This is a genomic window from Maribacter sp. 1_2014MBL_MicDiv, from assembly GCF_001865655.1.
Classification (GTDB): domain Bacteria; phylum Bacteroidota; class Bacteroidia; order Flavobacteriales; family Flavobacteriaceae; genus Maribacter; species Maribacter dokdonensis.
Window position 1 is genome coordinate 3,998,530 of the sequence record NZ_CP011318.1, and the last position, 16,255, is coordinate 4,014,784.

At 35.4% G+C, this 16,255-nt stretch carries 17 protein-coding genes; all 17 read left to right on the forward strand.

Going from position 1 to position 16,255, the window contains the following annotated elements:
• The 17 genes from YQ22_RS16845 (at nt 1) to YQ22_RS16925 (ending at nt 16,094) form a co-directional block, all read left to right on the forward strand.
• Nucleotides 1-1,401 carry a bifunctional UDP-3-O-[3-hydroxymyristoyl] N-acetylglucosamine deacetylase/3-hydroxyacyl-ACP dehydratase gene (locus YQ22_RS16845; protein ID WP_071342124.1) on the forward strand — a complete coding sequence of 467 codons (1,401 nt, stop codon included), beginning with the start codon at nt 1-3 and terminating at the stop codon, nt 1,399-1,401.
• Between the two features lies 1 nt (nt 1,402).
• Nucleotides 1,403-2,188 (forward strand): acyl-ACP--UDP-N-acetylglucosamine O-acyltransferase, encoded by a 786-nt coding sequence (gene lpxA, locus YQ22_RS16850; RefSeq protein WP_058102620.1) that lies wholly within the window; start codon nt 1,403-1,405, stop codon nt 2,186-2,188.
• 43 nt (nt 2,189-2,231) lie between these two features.
• Complete coding sequence (efp, locus tag YQ22_RS16855) at nt 2,232-2,798, forward strand: elongation factor P (RefSeq protein ID WP_058102621.1); 567 nt, start codon at nt 2,232-2,234, stop codon at nt 2,796-2,798.
• A gap of 41 nt (nt 2,799-2,839) precedes the next feature.
• Nucleotides 2,840-3,775, forward strand: coding sequence for a UDP-3-O-(3-hydroxymyristoyl)glucosamine N-acyltransferase (locus YQ22_RS16860; protein ID WP_058102622.1), 936 nt, complete (start codon nt 2,840-2,842; stop codon nt 3,773-3,775).
• Nucleotides 3,776-3,850: 75 nt separating this feature from the next.
• Nucleotides 3,851-4,723: a succinate--CoA ligase subunit alpha gene (sucD, locus tag YQ22_RS16865; protein WP_058102623.1), complete on the forward strand. Its 873-nt coding sequence runs from the start codon at nt 3,851-3,853 to the stop codon at nt 4,721-4,723.
• A 106-nt stretch (nt 4,724-4,829) separates the two neighbouring features.
• Nucleotides 4,830-5,579 (forward strand): 3-oxoacyl-[acyl-carrier-protein] reductase, encoded by a 750-nt coding sequence (fabG, locus tag YQ22_RS16870; protein WP_071342125.1) that lies wholly within the window; start codon nt 4,830-4,832, stop codon nt 5,577-5,579.
• Between the two features lie 64 nt (nt 5,580-5,643).
• On the forward strand, nt 5,644-7,668 hold the full coding sequence (locus tag YQ22_RS16875) for a hypothetical protein (protein WP_071342126.1): 2,025 nt from the start codon (nt 5,644-5,646) through the stop codon (nt 7,666-7,668).
• Between the two features lie 10 nt (nt 7,669-7,678).
• Nucleotides 7,679-8,494, forward strand: a complete 816-nt coding sequence (locus tag YQ22_RS16880) for a prohibitin family protein (protein WP_058102626.1) — start codon at nt 7,679-7,681, stop codon at nt 8,492-8,494.
• Between the two features lie 234 nt (nt 8,495-8,728).
• Nucleotides 8,729-9,586, forward strand: coding sequence for an ATP phosphoribosyltransferase (hisG, locus tag YQ22_RS16885; protein WP_071342127.1), 858 nt, complete (start codon nt 8,729-8,731; stop codon nt 9,584-9,586).
• Nucleotides 9,587-9,726: 140 nt separating this feature from the next.
• Nucleotides 9,727-11,010: a histidinol dehydrogenase gene (hisD, locus tag YQ22_RS16890; protein WP_071342128.1), complete on the forward strand. Its 1,284-nt coding sequence runs from the start codon at nt 9,727-9,729 to the stop codon at nt 11,008-11,010.
• A 43-nt stretch (nt 11,011-11,053) separates the two neighbouring features.
• The gene (gene hisC / locus YQ22_RS16895) at nt 11,054-12,100 is read left to right on the forward strand and encodes a histidinol-phosphate transaminase (protein WP_071342631.1); all 1,047 of its coding nucleotides are present in this window, start codon (nt 11,054-11,056) and stop codon (nt 12,098-12,100) included.
• Between the two features lies 1 nt (nt 12,101).
• Nucleotides 12,102-13,238 (forward strand): bifunctional histidinol-phosphatase/imidazoleglycerol-phosphate dehydratase HisB, encoded by a 1,137-nt coding sequence (gene hisB, locus YQ22_RS16900; RefSeq protein WP_071342129.1) that lies wholly within the window; start codon nt 12,102-12,104, stop codon nt 13,236-13,238.
• Nucleotides 13,239-13,321: 83 nt separating this feature from the next.
• Nucleotides 13,322-13,903, forward strand: coding sequence for an imidazole glycerol phosphate synthase subunit HisH (gene hisH / locus YQ22_RS16905; RefSeq protein WP_071342130.1), 582 nt, complete (start codon nt 13,322-13,324; stop codon nt 13,901-13,903).
• On the forward strand, nt 13,903-14,325 hold the full coding sequence (locus tag YQ22_RS16910; RefSeq protein WP_071342131.1) for a GNAT family N-acetyltransferase: 423 nt from the start codon (nt 13,903-13,905) through the stop codon (nt 14,323-14,325). The genes hisH and YQ22_RS16910 overlap by 1 nt, the downstream gene beginning before the upstream one ends.
• 70 nt (nt 14,326-14,395) lie before the next feature.
• Nucleotides 14,396-14,746, forward strand: a complete 351-nt coding sequence (locus YQ22_RS16915; RefSeq protein ID WP_071342132.1) for a four helix bundle protein — start codon at nt 14,396-14,398, stop codon at nt 14,744-14,746.
• Between the two features lie 108 nt (nt 14,747-14,854).
• Complete coding sequence (hisA, locus tag YQ22_RS16920) at nt 14,855-15,586, forward strand: 1-(5-phosphoribosyl)-5-[(5-phosphoribosylamino)methylideneamino]imidazole-4-carboxamide isomerase (protein ID WP_071342133.1); 732 nt, start codon at nt 14,855-14,857, stop codon at nt 15,584-15,586.
• Nucleotides 15,579-16,094 (forward strand): DinB family protein, encoded by a 516-nt coding sequence (locus YQ22_RS16925; protein WP_071342134.1) that lies wholly within the window; start codon nt 15,579-15,581, stop codon nt 16,092-16,094. The genes hisA and YQ22_RS16925 overlap by 8 nt, the downstream gene beginning before the upstream one ends.
• Nucleotides 16,095-16,255: the final 161 nt, after the last annotated feature.

The following is a 16,255-nucleotide window of genomic DNA, read 5'->3' on the forward strand; positions in this document are numbered from 1 at the left end:
ATGAGCACAACAACTATTAAACAAACAACAATTGGTAAAGAGGTAAGTCTTACGGGAGTAGGTTTACATACCGGTAGTGATGTAACCATTAAATTTGTACCCGCAGATAAAAATCACGGATACGCTTTTAAAAGAGTCGATTTGGAAGGTACTCCTATAATACCTGCAGATGCTAATTTGGTGAACAATACACAAAGAGGTACTAATTTAGAAAAGAACGGTGTTAAAATTCAAACTTCTGAGCACGTTTTGGCTGCTTTGGTAGGTTTGGAAATTGACAATGTTCTTATAGAGCTTAATGCTGCAGAGCCTCCGATTATGGATGGTTCTTCCAAGTTTTTTGTAGAAGCATTGGAAAAAGCTGGTATTGTTGAGCAAGATGCCTATAGGGAAGAGTATGTAGTTAAGGAAGTTATTTCATATAGAGACGAAAAAACGGGTAGTGAAATTACCATAATTCCTAGTGAAACCTACCAAGTAACTACTATGGTGGATTTTGGTACTAAGGTTTTGGGTACCCAAAATGCAACATTAGAAAATATTTCCGATTTCAAAAAAGAAATTGCCGATGCTAGAACTTTTAGTTTTCTACATGAATTAGAGGCTTTACTTGAAAACGGACTTATAAAAGGTGGCGATCTTAACAACGCCATTGTTTATGTGGATAAGGAGATTTCCGATGAAACCATGAAAAAGCTTGAAAAAGCTTTTAATAAAAAGAAACTTTCCGTTAAGGCAAATGGTATTCTTGACAACTTGACCTTGCATCAGCCAAACGAGGCAGCTCGTCATAAATTACTGGATGTTATTGGTGATTTAGCCTTGGCAGGTACTAGAATTAGAGGTAAGGTTATTGCAAATAAGCCTGGGCACTATGTAAATACTCAATTTGCTAAAAAAATTGCTCAAATAATAAAATTGGAGAAACGTAACAACGTACCTAAGTACGATCTAAGTTTACCTCCATTGATGGATATTCATCAAATAATGGATATGTTACCGCATAGACCGCCATTCTTGTTGATCGATCGTATTTTAGAGCTTTCCGATCAACATGTTGTAGGTATGAAAAACGTTACCATGAACGAGCCGTTTTTTGTAGGTCATTTTCCTGGAGCTCCTGTAATGCCTGGTGTGTTGCAAGTAGAGGCAATGGCACAAACTGGTGGTATTTTGGTTCTTAGTACAGTTCCTGATCCAGAAAACTACTTAACACTTTTCATGAAAATTGACAAGGTTAAATTTAAAAGACAAGTGCTACCTGGAGATACATTAATATTCCATTGTAGTCTAATTACCCCGATAAGAAGGGGAATCTGCCATATGCAGGCTTATGCTTACGCTAATGATAAGTTGGTTAGTGAAGCGGAGATGATGGCTCAAATTGTAAAAAGAACATAGTATGAATCAACCTTTAGCCTATATTCATCCGGGAGCTAAAATAGCAAAGAATGTAGTTGTAGAGCCATTTACAACAATTCACAATAATGTTACTATTGGAGATGGTACCTGGATCGGGTCTAATGTAACTATCATGGAAGGTGCACGTATTGGGAAAAACTGTAATATTTTTCCTGGTGCGGTTATTTCCGCTTCTCCACAAGATTTAAAATACGAAGGGGAAGATACCACGGTAGTTATTGGTGATAATACTACCATTAGGGAGTGTGCCACTATACATAAGGGTACTTCGGATAGGATGAAAACGGTAATCGGCAAAAATTGTTTGATAATGGCGTATTGTCACGTTGCCCATGACTGTTTGGTTGGTGATAATTGTATTTTTTCTAATAATTCCACACTAGCGGGTCACGTTACAATTGGTGATAATGTAATTTTGGCTGGTTTGGTTGCCGTGCATCAATTTGTGTCGGTTGGTCAACATGCCTTTGTTACCGGAGGATCCTTGGTTAGAAAAGATGTGCCACCTTATGTGAAAGCCGCAAGAGAGCCTCTTTCATACGTAGGAATCAATTCTGTTGGTTTGAGAAGAAGAGGTTTCATCTCGGAAAAAATTAGGGAAATACAGAATATCTACCGTATACTTTATCAAAAAAACTACAACAATACCCAAGCGGTACAAATTATAGAAGCTGAAATGGAGGCCACTCCAGAAAGAGATGAGATATTGCAATTTATTCGTGATTCTCAGCGTGGTATCATGAAAGGTTATTTCAGCAATAATTAAATATATTTTAAACTTAAGTTAACTACATTAATATTAAATAGTAATGGCATCTACATCAGATATACGAAAAGGACTATGCATAAGATATAATAACGATATCTATAAAATAATAGAATTTTTACATGTAAAACCAGGTAAAGGTCCTGCTTTTGTACGTACTAAATTAAAAAGTGTTTCTACAGGCAAAGTATTGGATAATACATTTTCTGCGGGACATAAAATAGAAGATGTTCGTGTAGAAACACGTTCTTATCAATATTTATATCCAGAAGGTGAAACGTATCACTTCATGAATACTGATGATTACAATCAAATTACACTTCAAGAAAGCTCTTTAGATGCTCCTGGTCTTTTAAAAGAAGGAGAAATTGTAAAGATCATGTTCAATACAGAAGATAGCATGCCTTTATCTGTTGATATGCCGGCTAGTGTTGTTCTTGAGGTTACGTATACTGAACCTGGAGTAAAAGGTAATACAGCTACCAATGCTACAAAACCTGCAACGGTTGAAACTGGAGCGGAAGTGAATGTGCCACTTTTTATTAATGAAGGTGATAAGGTTAAAATAGATACTTCTACAGGTTCTTACATGGAACGTGTAAAGGAATAATTGCCAAAGGTAGATTCTTTATTTAGAGCTAAAAAAGTCATTTGAAATTTCCTACTACTTTTTCGTTAAAACAGATTGCAGAGATAATCTCTAGTGAATATGTTGGGCAAGATGATTTTCCTGTGTTGGGCATGAACGAGATTCATGTTGTGGAACCAGGGGATATTGTATTCGTAGACCACCCAAAGTATTATGATAAGGCTTTGGAGTCCAAGGCTACTATCATTTTGATCAATAAGCAAGTAGATTGTCCTAACGGAAAAGCATTATTGATTTCAGATGACCCATTTAGGGACTTCAATAAGCTTACCACGTTCTTTCAGCCATTTGTACCAAGCAGCCAATCAATTGCTGCAACTGCAAAAATTGGAAAGGATACTGTTATACAACCTAATACTTTTGTTGGTAACAATGTTGTAATAGGAGAGAATTGTATAATTCACTCAAACGTAACAATTTATGATAATTGCTTAATTGGTGATAATGTTACCATACATGCAGGCACTGTTTTAGGTGCTGATGCCTTTTATTATAAAAAGCGCCCAGAAGGTTTTGATAAATTAATTTCGGGCGGTAGGGTAGTACTTGAGGATAATGTTGATATTGGTGCGCTTTGTACCATTGATAGAGGCGTTTCGGGTGATACGACAATTGGTTACGGAACAAAGTTGGACAATCAAGTTCATGTTGGTCATGATACGGTTATTGGTAAAAAGTGCTTAATTGCCTCTCAAACGGGTATTGCCGGTTGTGTTATTATTGAAGATGAAGTGACTTTGTGGGGACAAGTTGGTACCAATAGTGGAATTACCATAGGTGCCAAAGCTGTAATTATGGGGCAAACAGGAGTAACAAAATCTGTAAAAGGAGGTAAGAGCTACTTTGGTACGCCAATAGAGGAATCTCGTGAAAAGCTAAAGCAATTGGCCTATTTAAAGCAGATTCCAGAAATAATTAAAAAAATAGATAAGAAATAGCTAAGTAATGCTATAAAATTCATTAACAACTTATATTTTTGTTCATAATTAAAAAAATAAATAAACTACAGTAGTATGAGCGTATTAGTAAATAAGGATTCCAAAATAATCGTACAAGGTTTCACCGGTAGTGAAGGTACTTTCCATGCAGGACAGATGATTGAGTACGGTACTAATATCGTAGGTGGTGTTACACCAGGTAAAGGTGGACAAGAGCATTTGGGAAAACCCGTTTTCAATACGGTTACCGAAGCTGTTGAAAAGGTAGGCGCAGACACTACTATAATTTTCGTTCCGCCAGCATTTGCTGCGGATGCTATAATGGAAGCTGCTGAAGCTGGAATTAAAGTTATCATTACAATTACAGAAGGTATACCCGTTGCCGATATGGTAAAGGTGGCCAACTATATTAAAAATAAAGAATGTCGCTTGATCGGACCTAACTGTCCGGGTGTAATAACACCAGGTGAGGCAAAAGTTGGTATTATGCCAGGTTTTGTATTTAAGGAAGGTAATGTTGGTATTGTTTCCAAATCAGGAACTTTAACTTACGAAGCTGCTGACCAGGTGGTTCGCCAAGGTTTAGGAATTACTACTGCTATTGGTATTGGTGGTGATCCAATTATTGGAACTACTACTAAAGAAGCAGTTGAGTTATTGATCAATGATCCTGCTACAGAGTGTGTGGTAATGATCGGTGAGATCGGTGGACAATTAGAGGCTGATGCTGCACAGTGGTATAAAGCTAGTGGAAGTAAAAAACCCGTTGTTGGATTTATTGCAGGTGAAACTGCTCCGGCCGGTAGAACAATGGGTCATGCTGGTGCTATTGTTGGTGGTAGCGATGATACTGCCCAAGCCAAGAAAAGAATTATGAGAGAATGTGGAATTCACGTTGTGGATTCTCCGGCTGAAATTGGCTTAAAAGTTAAAGAAGTAATGGGATAAGATTCCCTTTTTATAGTATAAAATCCCGTTTATAGCGGGATTTTTTTTAGCCTATAAATGAAACAAAAGGTATATTTGATAAACATCGGTTTAAAACAACGGACTTATGAAATTATTAGAAGATAAAAACGTAATTATAACAGGGGCTAGCAGAGGAATTGGTATGGGTATAGCCCAAGTTTTTGCAGACCATGGAGCAAATGTTGCATTTACATATAGTTCTAGTGAAGCTCCTGCATTAGCGTTAGAGAAGGAATTAACAGAGAAAGGCGTTAAGGCAAAAGCCTATAAAAGTAATGCTGCCAGTTTTCAAGAAGCTGAAGAGCTGGTTGCTAAAGTATTAGAAGATTTTGATGGAAGAATTGATGTATTGATCAACAACGCAGGTATCACTAAAGATAATCTTTTAATGCGTATGTCAGAAGCAGATTTTGATGCTGTCATAGATATCAACTTGAAATCTGTTTTTAATATGACCAAAGCCGTACAAAGAACTTTGTTGAAACAACGTAAAGGTTCTATCATTAATATGAGCAGTGTGGTTGGGGTAAAAGGTAATGCAGGTCAAACCAATTATGCTGCATCTAAGGCAGGTATGATCGGTTTTACTAAATCTGTAGCATTGGAATTAGGCTCTAGAAATATTAGATGTAACGCTATTGCACCAGGATTTATTGAAACAGAAATGACCGAAAAATTGGATGAAAAAACGGTTCAAGGATGGAGAGACGGTATTCCGTTAAAACGAGGAGGTTCTACCGAGGATATTGCAAATGCATGTTTGTATTTTGCATCTGACCTTTCTAGTTATGTAACAGGTCAAGTACTTAATGTTGATGGTGGTATGCTTACCTAACACAATATTTATTCTTAGGCTTACTTTTTAAGTTCCTTTGATTAATTGAAATTTAGAAGCATTCATGGAGAGCATAACGGTACTATATATAATTATTGCGGCAATAGCTGCACTGGGTATCGTTGTTTTTCAGTATTTGTATAAACAGAAGGCTAAAAGCAAAATTAACTTGCTTTTAGCCTTTTTACGATTTATAGGGGTTTTCGGATTGCTTCTATTGTTGATAAATCCGAAGTTTTCTAAAAAAACGTATTCCTTAGAAAAACCTAATCTGGTTATTCTTGCTGATAATTCTTCTTCCATTTCTGAAAATGGAGCAGAGTTAAATGAGCTAATGAGTTCAATTGGAGCTTCTGATAAAATCTCAGATCGTTTTAATGTGGCTAGTTATAAATTTGGGACAGGGTTAGAAGTTTTGGATAGTCTTTCATTTGATGAAAAATATAGCAATTTTCATAAACCCTTATCAGCCTTAAAAAATATCTATAGTCGCGAGCAAACAATTACACTGTTGCTGTCAGACGGTAACCAGACTATTGGTGAGGACTATAGCTTTTTCAAATCTAATGAAAGTAATGCCATAAACACAGTGGTATTAGGAGATACTACTTTGTATAAAGATATTTCGGTAGGACCTATATTGACCAATAAATATGCATTTCTAAAAAATAAATTCCCATTAGAGACTTATATTTCTTATCAGGGCAAAGTAGCTGTTTCTGCAACAGTTTTGGTTAGAATGGATAACAAAGTGGTGCATAGGGAAAAGGTTGAACTCAATGCAGATGTTAACTTAAAAACAATTTCTATTCAGGTTGATGCCAATTCAGTTGGTACAAAAAATATACGTGTAGAAGTTACTAAACTGCAAGATGAACGTAACGTCAATAATAACGTACGCAGTACTAGTATTGAAGTCATAGACGAGAAAACAAAAATAGCCTTGGTCAGTGATATTTTACATCCAGACTTAGGTGCGTTAAAAAAAACTATTGAAAGTAATGAGCAAAGAGAGGTATCTTTTTTAAAGCCAAATACGGCTAATAATTTAGATGATATTGATTTGTTTATTTTTTATCAGCCCAACGCCAAATTTAAAAAATTATTCGATTTTGTTAGGGATAGAAATTCTAATTCATTTGTGATTACAGGTATTCAAACGGATTATAACTTTTTGAACAGGAGTAATTTAGGTTTTGAAATTGAGAACGGATATCCTGAGCAAGAAGTATTTGGGTTATTAAACAATGGCTTCTCAAAATATGATATTGCAAATTTTGATTTAACGGATTTTTCTCCTTTGCTTAGTGATGCAGGACCAGTATTAATTACCACAGCTTTTGAACCGCTGTTAGGAACGCAGATTAAAGGAAAGGATATTCAACAGCCGTTACTTACGGTATTGGAACAAAACTCAAACAAAAAAGCACTTTTACTTGGAGAAAACCTTTGGAAATGGAGGGTTCAGACATATAGAAATACCGGAGCGTTTTCCAATTTTGATGAGTTTATAGCAAATCTAGTCCGTTATTTAACCAGTTCTAAAAACAAGACCAGGTTAAATGTAGATTATGAAAAAATTTATGAAGGCAGTAATAACACTATTATTACAGCAACTTATTTTGATGAAGCCTTTTTATTTGACCCAAATGCCAAAATCAGTATAAAGGTTACCGATACAAAAACCAAAAATACTCAAATGAGCCCCATGATTTTAAAAAACGGGTATTTTGAAGCGGACTTATCCAACTTAATTGCAGGTAGTTATAGTTTTGTGGTGTCGGTTGAAAACTACCAAAAATCAGAAACTGGTTCATTTGTTATCAATGAATTTAATTTGGAAAATCAATTTGTTTCAAGCGATTATTTAAAATTGGAAAAATTGGCAACTAACTCTGGCGGTAAATTGTATTATCCTTCCCAAATAGATGAGCTAATAAGTGATTTGGAAGAAAATGACACCTACGTTCCCACGGAGAAAAGCACTGAAAATATCGTATCTTTGATTGATTTCGAAATACTGCTGGCAATAATTGTATTTGCCTTTGCTTCAGAATGGTTTATAAGAAAATATAACGGATTAATTTAATTGAACACTAATGGATAAATTACCTAAAATTGCATTACCTGCAATATTTGTTTTAATAGTACTAGTAATAATGTTTTCTAAATCTACGGTCACCATTGGTTCTGGTGAAGCTGGCGTATTGTATAAAACATTTGGAGATGGTGTAGTTACAGATGAACCGCCTTTAGGTGAAGGATTTCATATTGTTGCTCCATGGAATAAAGTTTTTATATATGAAGTTAGACAGCAAGAAGTTTTAGAAAAAATGAATGTGCTTTCTAGTAACGGACTTGATATCAAATTAGAGGCTTCCGCTTGGTTTGAGCCTATTAGAAATGATTTGGGCAAGTTGCATCAAGAAAAAGGAGAAGACTATATTCAACGTGTTTTGTTGCCTACCATTAGATCGGCAGCACGATCTGTAGTTGGTCGTTATACGCCGGAGCAATTATATTCCAGCAAAAGAGATGCTATTCAACAAGAGATTTTTGATGAGACCAAAAAAATTGTTGAGGGAGAATATATTCAATTAAACGAAATATTGGTACGTGATGTAACCTTACCGCCAACAATTAAAGAGGCTATTGAAAGAAAGTTACGGCAAGAACAGGAGTCATTGGAATATGAGTTTCGTTTAGTGACCGCTAGAAAAGAAGCTGAAAAAGTAACGATTGAGGCACAAGGTAAAGCCGATGCCAATAAAATTTTAAGTGCATCCTTGACAGATAAAATTTTACAGGACAAAGGTATTGATGCAACGCTAAAGCTTTCTGAATCTCCCAATACCAAGGTGATTGTAGTTGGTGGCGGTGAATCTGGTCTTCCTTTAATTTTAGGTAATAACTAAAACACGTAGAACATTATTTTTGTTTCATTTTAAACTTTTGTTTTGCGAAATGAAAAATACCTTTTACTTTTACAACAGAATGAAAAATAGAACTACACATCATCATATTCATACACACGCTCAGGCGAGGTAGGAATGTATTGTAGTAGAACAACATATTTAAAAACCCGTTTGAGCAATCAAACGGGTTTTGTATTTAAATCTCTTTTGGTTGCCAAGCATTAAATTAAAACAATGACTAAAATTAGAATTGCTATTCAGAAATCGGGAAGACTTAATGAGGAATCCCTTCAAATTTTAAAAGACTGCGGAATTTCAATTGATAACGGCAAAGATCAATTAAAAGCATCTTCAAGAAATTTTCCAATTGAGGTTTTTTATCTAAGAAATGGTGACATCCCGCAGTACTTAAGAGATGGTGTAGTAGATATTGCTATTATCGGAGAAAATGTATTGATTGAAAAAGGAGAAGATATTTCCATTGCAGAAAAATTGGGCTTCTCTAAATGTAAAGTTTCGTTGGCCGTACCAAAATCCGTTAAATATAATTCGGTAAAGGATTTTGAGGGTAAACGTATTGCTACTTCTTACCCAAATACAGTACTTAACTATTTGAAGGATAAAGGGGTTAAGGCAGACCTGCACATTATTAACGGTTCTGTTGAAATAGCACCCAATATTGGACTTGCAGATGCCATTTGTGATATTGTATCTAGCGGTAGTACTTTATTCAAGAATAACTTGAAAGAAGTAGAAGTAATGCTTACTAGTGAGGCGGTGTTGGCGGTTTCTCCCAAAATATCTAACGAGCGAAGAGAATTGCTTGAGAAACTACAATTCAGGATTCAATCGGTTTTGCGCGCAAGAGCTTCAAAGTATGTCTTGTTGAATGCACCTAATGAAAAATTGGAAGGTATTTTAAAATTATTACCGGGAATGAGGAGTCCTACAGTTTTACCTTTAGCTGATGCAGGATGGAGTTCTGTGCATACCGTAATCAATAAAGATACTTTTTGGGAAGTGATCGATGAATTGAAAAAAGCCGGTGCAGAAGGTATCTTGGTTTGCCCAATTGAAAAGATGGTATTGTAAAATAGTATTAAGTAGTATTATTTGGAATTGATATTAGATGGAAATGTTCATTGTTCTATTTACATTTCGTAAACCAAAAACGAACAACTATCAACGAACAACCATCAACGAACAACCATCAACGAACAACTAAATAAATAATGAACAAAATATATAATCCAAAGAGAGTAGATTGGAACAACGTTTTAAAACGACCTACGCAAACCGTTGCTGATATTGAAGGTTTGGTGAATGGTATTTTTGAAGAAGTACGATCAAATGGTGACGATACCATTAAAAAGTATACCGAACAATTTGATAAGGTGGTCTTGGAAAGTATGCTTGTGTCAAAGACCGAAATTGAAGAGGCACAAAAATTGGTTTCAGATGATTTGAAAGAAGCTATAAAGCTCGCAAAAGCTAATATAGAGGTATTTCATAAGGCTCAAAAAACCGAGCGTGTTGAAGTAGAAACTGCTGCGGGAGTTTCTTGCTGGCAAGAGAAAAGACCTATACAGAAGGTAGGATTGTATATCCCTGGGGGTACGGCACCTTTGTTTTCAACAAATTTAATGTTGGCCGTGCCTGCAGCTATAGCTGGATGCAAAGAAATTGTATTGTGCTCTCCACCGGATAAGGAGGGTAAACTAAACCCAGCTATTCTTTACACGGCAAATTTATGCGGTGTCACCAAAATAGTAAAGGTAGGTGGTATACAGGCTATTGCAGGAATGACTTTTGGTACAGCCACTATTCCTAAGGTGTATAAAATATTTGGACCGGGTAACCAATATGTAACCGTCGCCAAACAGATTGCCACTAAGTATGGTGTAGCCATAGATATGCCGGCAGGTCCTTCAGAATTATTGGTGGTTGCAGATGATTCTGCAAATGCCGCCTTTGTTGCTTCAGATTTACTGAGTCAGGCTGAACATGGGGTAGATAGTCAGGTAATTTTGGTTTCTACTTCTAAAGAGATGATCAATGCTGTAGAGAAGGAAGTAGCCCTTCAAATAGAAGAATTGCCACGTAAGGAAATCGCAAAGCAGGCAATTGCAAATAGTAAATTAATATATGTTGATAATGATCAAGATGCTATTGATTTAATAAATGAATACGGACCGGAACATTACATTGTTTGTGTAGAAAATGAAGATTTCTACATTGACAACACCCAAAATGCAGGTTCAGTGTTCATAGGAAACTATACGCCTGAAAGTGCTGGAGATTATGCATCGGGTACCAATCATACCTTACCTACCAATGGTTACGCCAAGCAATACAGCGGTGTAAACTTAGATAGTTTTATGAAGAGTATGACCTTTCAAAAGATAAATGAAAAAGGTATTCAAACCATAGGCAAAGCGATTGAGCTTATGGCTGAAGCAGAAGGCTTGCAGGCTCACAAGAATGCTGTAACCTTAAGATTAAACAGTTTAAAATAATGTCATAATGGCTATGCTGAATGGCCAATTCAATGTTGAACTAATGAGTTTCAATTTAAACAATATTACAAGGGAAAATGTTAAGGGTTTAAGTCCGTATTCTTCTGCACGTGACGAATATGTGTCGGATGGTTCTACCATGGTTTTCTTAGATGCTAATGAAAATCCGTTTGAAAACGGTGTCAATAGATATCCTGATCCACAACAACGTAGTTTAAAGACAATTCTAGCTGCACAGAAAGGTATTAAGGAAGAAAACATACTTTTAGGAAATGGTAGTGATGAAGTATTGGATCTATTGTTCAGGGCTTTCTGTGAGCCTAAACAGGATAATATTATCACATTGCCGCCTACATACGGTATGTACAAGGTGCTTTCGGGTATCAATTTAGTCGAAAACAGAGAAGTATTACTGACTACTGCATTTCAGCCGAATATTGCAGAAATTACAAAGGCAATTGATGAGCATACAAAATTGTTGTTTATATGTTCTCCAAATAATCCTACAGGCAATAGTTTCTCTACTGCAATTATTGAAGAGCTTTTAAATTCTTTTAATGGGCTAGTGGTTATCGATGAAGCGTATATCGACTTTTCATCTGAAGAAAGCTGGACATCGAAATTAGCAGATTACCCTAATTTGATTGTTACTCAGACCTTATCAAAAGCTTACGGCATGGCAGGTATTCGTTTGGGTTTATGTTTGGCATCTGCAGAGGTTATCGCGGTAATCAATAAAATTAAACCGCCATATAATGTCAATCAGCTTACTCAAGATAGGGCTATTGAAAGAGTATCTGACCAAAAAGCCGTGCAAACAGAAGTTGCTTCAATTCTTGAAGAGCGTGAAAAACTGATCGAAACATTAAAAACCATATCTTTTGTTTCTATTATTTATCCTACCGATGCTAATTTTATTCTGGCCAAGGTTGATGATGCTACACGTCGTTATAATCAGTTATTAGAAAAAGGTATAGTTGTACGTAACCGAACTACCCAACCCTTATGTGAAAATACGCTTAGATTTACCGTGGGTACATCAGAAGAAAATAATATTGTAATTACCGCTTTAAGAGCACTATCAAACTAATATGAAAAAAAGAGTACTATTTATAGACCGTGACGGTACTATTATAAAAGAAACTGTAGATGAGCAGATCGATGCATTTGAGAAAATGATTTTCTATCCTAAAGTATTTACATATTTAGGTAAAATAGCGAAAGAATTGGATTATGAATTGGTCATGATTACCAACCAAGACGGCTTGGGTACAGATGTATTTCCAGAGGATACCTTTTGGCCGGTTCATGATTTCATTCTTAAGTCATTCGAGAATGAGGGCGTTGTTTTTGATAAGGTTTTTCTTGACCGTACTTTTCCCCATGAAAATGCAGACACAAGAAAACCTGGCACCGGATTATTGACCGAATATTTTTCCGAGGATTATGATCTGGAGAATTCCTTTGTGATCGGTGACCGATTAACGGATATGGAATTGGCTAAAAACTTAGGTTCTAAAGGAATTTTCATTAATGACGATACGAATCTTGGCACTGGTGAAATCACAGTAAAACGTGACGAATTAGATAGCCATATTGCTATTGAAAGTAATGATTGGGAAAAGATATATGAGTTTTTAAAGCTAAATGATAGAACGGCTGAAATTCATAGAAAGACCAATGAAACAGATATTGCCATACAATTGAACTTAGACGGTACCGGTAAAAGCGATATCAATACCGGATTAGCATTTTTTGACCATATGCTAGACCAATTGGCTCGTCATGGGCAAATGGATTTAACCATTAAGGTTGATGGTGATTTAGAAGTTGATGAACACCATACTATTGAAGATACCGGTATTGCCTTAGGTGAAGTTTTTCATAATGCCTTAGGGAATAAATTAGGTATAGAACGTTACGGATTCTGTTTACCAATGGACGATTGTTTGGCGCAATCCGCTATTGATTTTGGTGGCAGAAATTGGCTAGTATGGGATGCAGACTTTAAGCGTGAAATGGTAGGCGATATGCCAACGGAAATGTTTCACCATTTCTTTAAGTCGTTCACAGACGGAGCAAAAGCCAATTTGAACATTAAAGCCGAAGGTACTAACGAACATCATAAAATAGAAGCTATATTCAAAGCTTTTGCAAAAAGCATCAAAATGGCGGTAAAAAGAGATGTAGAAAAGATGGTGTTACCAAGTACTAAAGGAGTTCTATAATAGTACAAAGTATTAAGTATAAAGTATTAAATCGTTCTAAGATTTACTTTGTACTTCATACTGAGTACTTAATACTAGTTTTAATGAAAATTGTTATCATAAATTACGGCGCCGGAAATATACAGAGCATAAAATTTGCCATCAAAAGGTTAGGTTTTGATGCTGTTTTAAGTAGCGATGCCGAGGAAATAAAAAATGCCGATAAAGTAATTTTTCCGGGAGTAGGTGAGGCAAGTAGTGCCATGAAAATGCTGTTGAATAGTGGTCTGGATAGCATAATACCAACCTTAAAACAGCCTGTTTTAGGTATATGTTTAGGCATGCAATTAATGTGTAATTCATCCGAGGAGGGGAATACCAAAGGATTGGGCATTTTTGATGTTAATGTCATAAAATTTGATACTAGCGTAAAAGTTCCCCAAATTGGATGGAATCAAATATCGAACCTAAAATCAGATTTGTTTGGCTCCATTACCGAGGATGAGCATATTTACTTGGTTCATAGCTTTTATGCCCCATTGTGTAGCGAAACTATAGCTGAATGTTCATACGGACTCAACTATAGCGCAGCATTACAAAAGGGAAATTTTTACGGTACGCAGTTTCACCCAGAGAAATCTAGTGATGTTGGTGAGAAAATTTTAGAGAACTTTTTAAAAATGTAATGAAGCCGAATTACTTTATTTCCAAAGATAAAAGTCTATTAAACGTAGAAGCCATACAGGAGTTTATCGCAAATTCTTATTGGGGAAATAATAGGACTATTGAAGATGTAAAGATCACTATTGAACATTCGTACTGTTTTGGTATTTATACCGCTGAGAATGAACAAATTGGTTTTGCCAGGGTAGTAACCGACTATATCTATTTTGGTTATTTTATGGATGTCATTATCCTTGATAAATTCCAAGGTAAGGGTTACGGTAAAAAATTGGTAGCCTTTATGTTAGAAGACCCAATCATAAAAAACCTAAAAACACTTGCATTAAAAACTAAGGATGCCCATAAAATGTATGAGCGTTACGGATTTAATAAAATAGGAGATTCAGCATTGTGGATGTCTGTTGATAAACAAATTTTAGAATAGTTAGTGAAAAGTACAGAGTATTAAGTATTAAGTAAAGAGTGCAAAATGCAAAGTACATAGTATTACGTGGATGAATAATTATAGAGAACTCCATATTTGGAAAAAAGGGATGCTGCTTGTTGAGGAAATTTATTTCTTATCAAAAAAATTACCGGATGATGAAAAATTTGGATTGACTTCTCAAATTAAAAGATGTAGTGTTTCTATACCATCAAACATTGCAGAGGGAGCAGGTAGAAATTCGAATAAAGAATTCGCCCATTTTCTTAGTATTGCAAATGGCTCAACCACAGAACTTGAAACACAATTAATAGTAACTGTAAACTTGAAATTTTTACTAGAAACAGATATAAATAATGCCTTGGTGTTATGCCAAGAAATTAAGAACATGAATTATGCTTTACAAAAAAGCTTAAAATAATGATAGTTAACATAAGTAAGATGTATGAAATTTAGTAATAACTTATTCCTAAGGACTTAATACTTTGTACTTTTTACTTAATACTAAAGACTTAATACAACTATTAAAATGAGAATAATACCAGCCATAGATATCATAGACGGTAAGTGTGTACGCCTTTCCAAAGGGGATTATGATACCAAGAAGATATACAATGAAAACCCGTTAGAAGTTGCCAAAGAGTTTGAAGCACACGGAATAAAACACTTGCATTTAGTGGATTTAGATGGTGCAAAATCTAAGCATATTGTGAACCATAAAGTACTAGAGCAAATTGCAACCAAAACCGGACTAAAGATTGATTTTGGTGGCGGATTAAAAACGGATGAAGATTTACGTATCGCTTTTGAAAGTGGTGCCAAGCAAATTACGGGTGGTAGTATTGCAGTTAAGGATGCTGAAACATTTATGGGTTGGATAGAAAAGCATGGTTCCGATAAAATAATATTGGGAGCCGATGCCATGGATGAAAAAGTAGCTGTTTCGGGCTGGTTAGAAGAATCTAAAGAAGAGTTGATTCCTTTTATACAATCGTACCAAGAAAAGGGAATTCAATACGTAATTTGTACGGATATTAGTAAAGATGGTATGTTAGAAGGTCCGTCTTTTAATTTATACTCAAAAATTATTAGTTCAACGGAATCTAGAATTAAACTGATTGCAAGCGGCGGAATATCTACTTTTGATGAGTTGCCTAAACTAGCCGAAATGGGTTGTGAAGGGACAATTATAGGTAAGGCTATTTACGAGAACCGTATTAGTTTAAAACAGTTGGAATCTTATATTTTAAGCAATGGATAAGGAATTTCAAATCATTGAAGAGCTAAAGCAAAATGCTTTGTATCGTATGGATGAAAGTACACGTATGATCAAGAAAAGCCTTACTGATGTTTCTGAAGAAGAACTATGGCAAAAACCGAACGCTTCTTTAAATAGCATTGCAAATTTAATTCTTCATTTGTGTGGTAATATATCACAATACGCCATATCGTCTTTAGGAGAAAATGAAGACACAAGAAATCGTGATGTAGAATTTGCTGCTACCAATGGTTACACTAAAGAAGAGCTGCTAAAAAAGTTGGATGATGTGCTAGACTCGGCAAAAAGAATCATTTTTGATGCTTCAACAGCTCAATTGGTTCAAAAACGTTCGGTACAGGGATTTTCTTTTTCTGGAATAGGTATTATTCTCCATGTGGTAGAGCACTACTCATATCATACTGGGCAAATAGCCTTTTGGGTAAAACAGCTGAAGAATAAGGACCTTGGCTTTTATGACGGTGTAGATTTGAATATAAAAAATAAGTAACGAGATAAAAGTACAGAGTACAAAGAATGAAGTATCAAGTACAAAGTACAGAGTACAGAGTAACAAGTACAAAGTGCGTAGTACATAGTTATAAGTTTTGGATAGCTATAAAAAGTAACTTGATGTTAGAATAAAATATTTATTATAAAAAATTTAGTACT

Excerpts from the sequence above, each read along its gene's own strand:
- YQ22_RS16845 (WP_071342124.1), top strand. The coding sequence starts at position 1 with ATGAGCACAACAACTATTAAACAAACAACAATTGGTAAAGAGGTAAGT.
- lpxA (WP_058102620.1), top strand. The coding sequence starts at position 1,403 with ATGAATCAACCTTTAGCCTATATTCATCCGGGAGCTAAAATAGCAAAG.
- efp (WP_058102621.1), top strand. The coding sequence starts at position 2,232 with ATGGCATCTACATCAGATATACGAAAAGGACTATGCATAAGATATAAT.
- sucD (WP_058102623.1), top strand. The coding sequence starts at position 3,851 with ATGAGCGTATTAGTAAATAAGGATTCCAAAATAATCGTACAAGGTTTC.
- fabG (WP_071342125.1), top strand. The coding sequence starts at position 4,830 with ATGAAATTATTAGAAGATAAAAACGTAATTATAACAGGGGCTAGCAGA.
- YQ22_RS16875 (WP_071342126.1), top strand. The coding sequence starts at position 5,644 with ATGGAGAGCATAACGGTACTATATATAATTATTGCGGCAATAGCTGCA.
- YQ22_RS16880 (WP_058102626.1), top strand. The coding sequence starts at position 7,679 with ATGGATAAATTACCTAAAATTGCATTACCTGCAATATTTGTTTTAATA.
- hisG (WP_071342127.1), top strand. The coding sequence starts at position 8,729 with ATGACTAAAATTAGAATTGCTATTCAGAAATCGGGAAGACTTAATGAG.
- hisD (WP_071342128.1), top strand. The coding sequence starts at position 9,727 with ATGAACAAAATATATAATCCAAAGAGAGTAGATTGGAACAACGTTTTA.
- hisC (WP_071342631.1), top strand. The coding sequence starts at position 11,054 with ATGAGTTTCAATTTAAACAATATTACAAGGGAAAATGTTAAGGGTTTA.
- hisB (WP_071342129.1), top strand. The coding sequence starts at position 12,102 with ATGAAAAAAAGAGTACTATTTATAGACCGTGACGGTACTATTATAAAA.
- hisH (WP_071342130.1), top strand. The coding sequence starts at position 13,322 with ATGAAAATTGTTATCATAAATTACGGCGCCGGAAATATACAGAGCATA.
- YQ22_RS16910 (WP_071342131.1), top strand. The coding sequence starts at position 13,903 with ATGAAGCCGAATTACTTTATTTCCAAAGATAAAAGTCTATTAAACGTA.
- YQ22_RS16915 (WP_071342132.1), top strand. The coding sequence starts at position 14,396 with ATGAATAATTATAGAGAACTCCATATTTGGAAAAAAGGGATGCTGCTT.
- hisA (WP_071342133.1), top strand. The coding sequence starts at position 14,855 with ATGAGAATAATACCAGCCATAGATATCATAGACGGTAAGTGTGTACGC.
- YQ22_RS16925 (WP_071342134.1), top strand. The coding sequence starts at position 15,579 with ATGGATAAGGAATTTCAAATCATTGAAGAGCTAAAGCAAAATGCTTTG.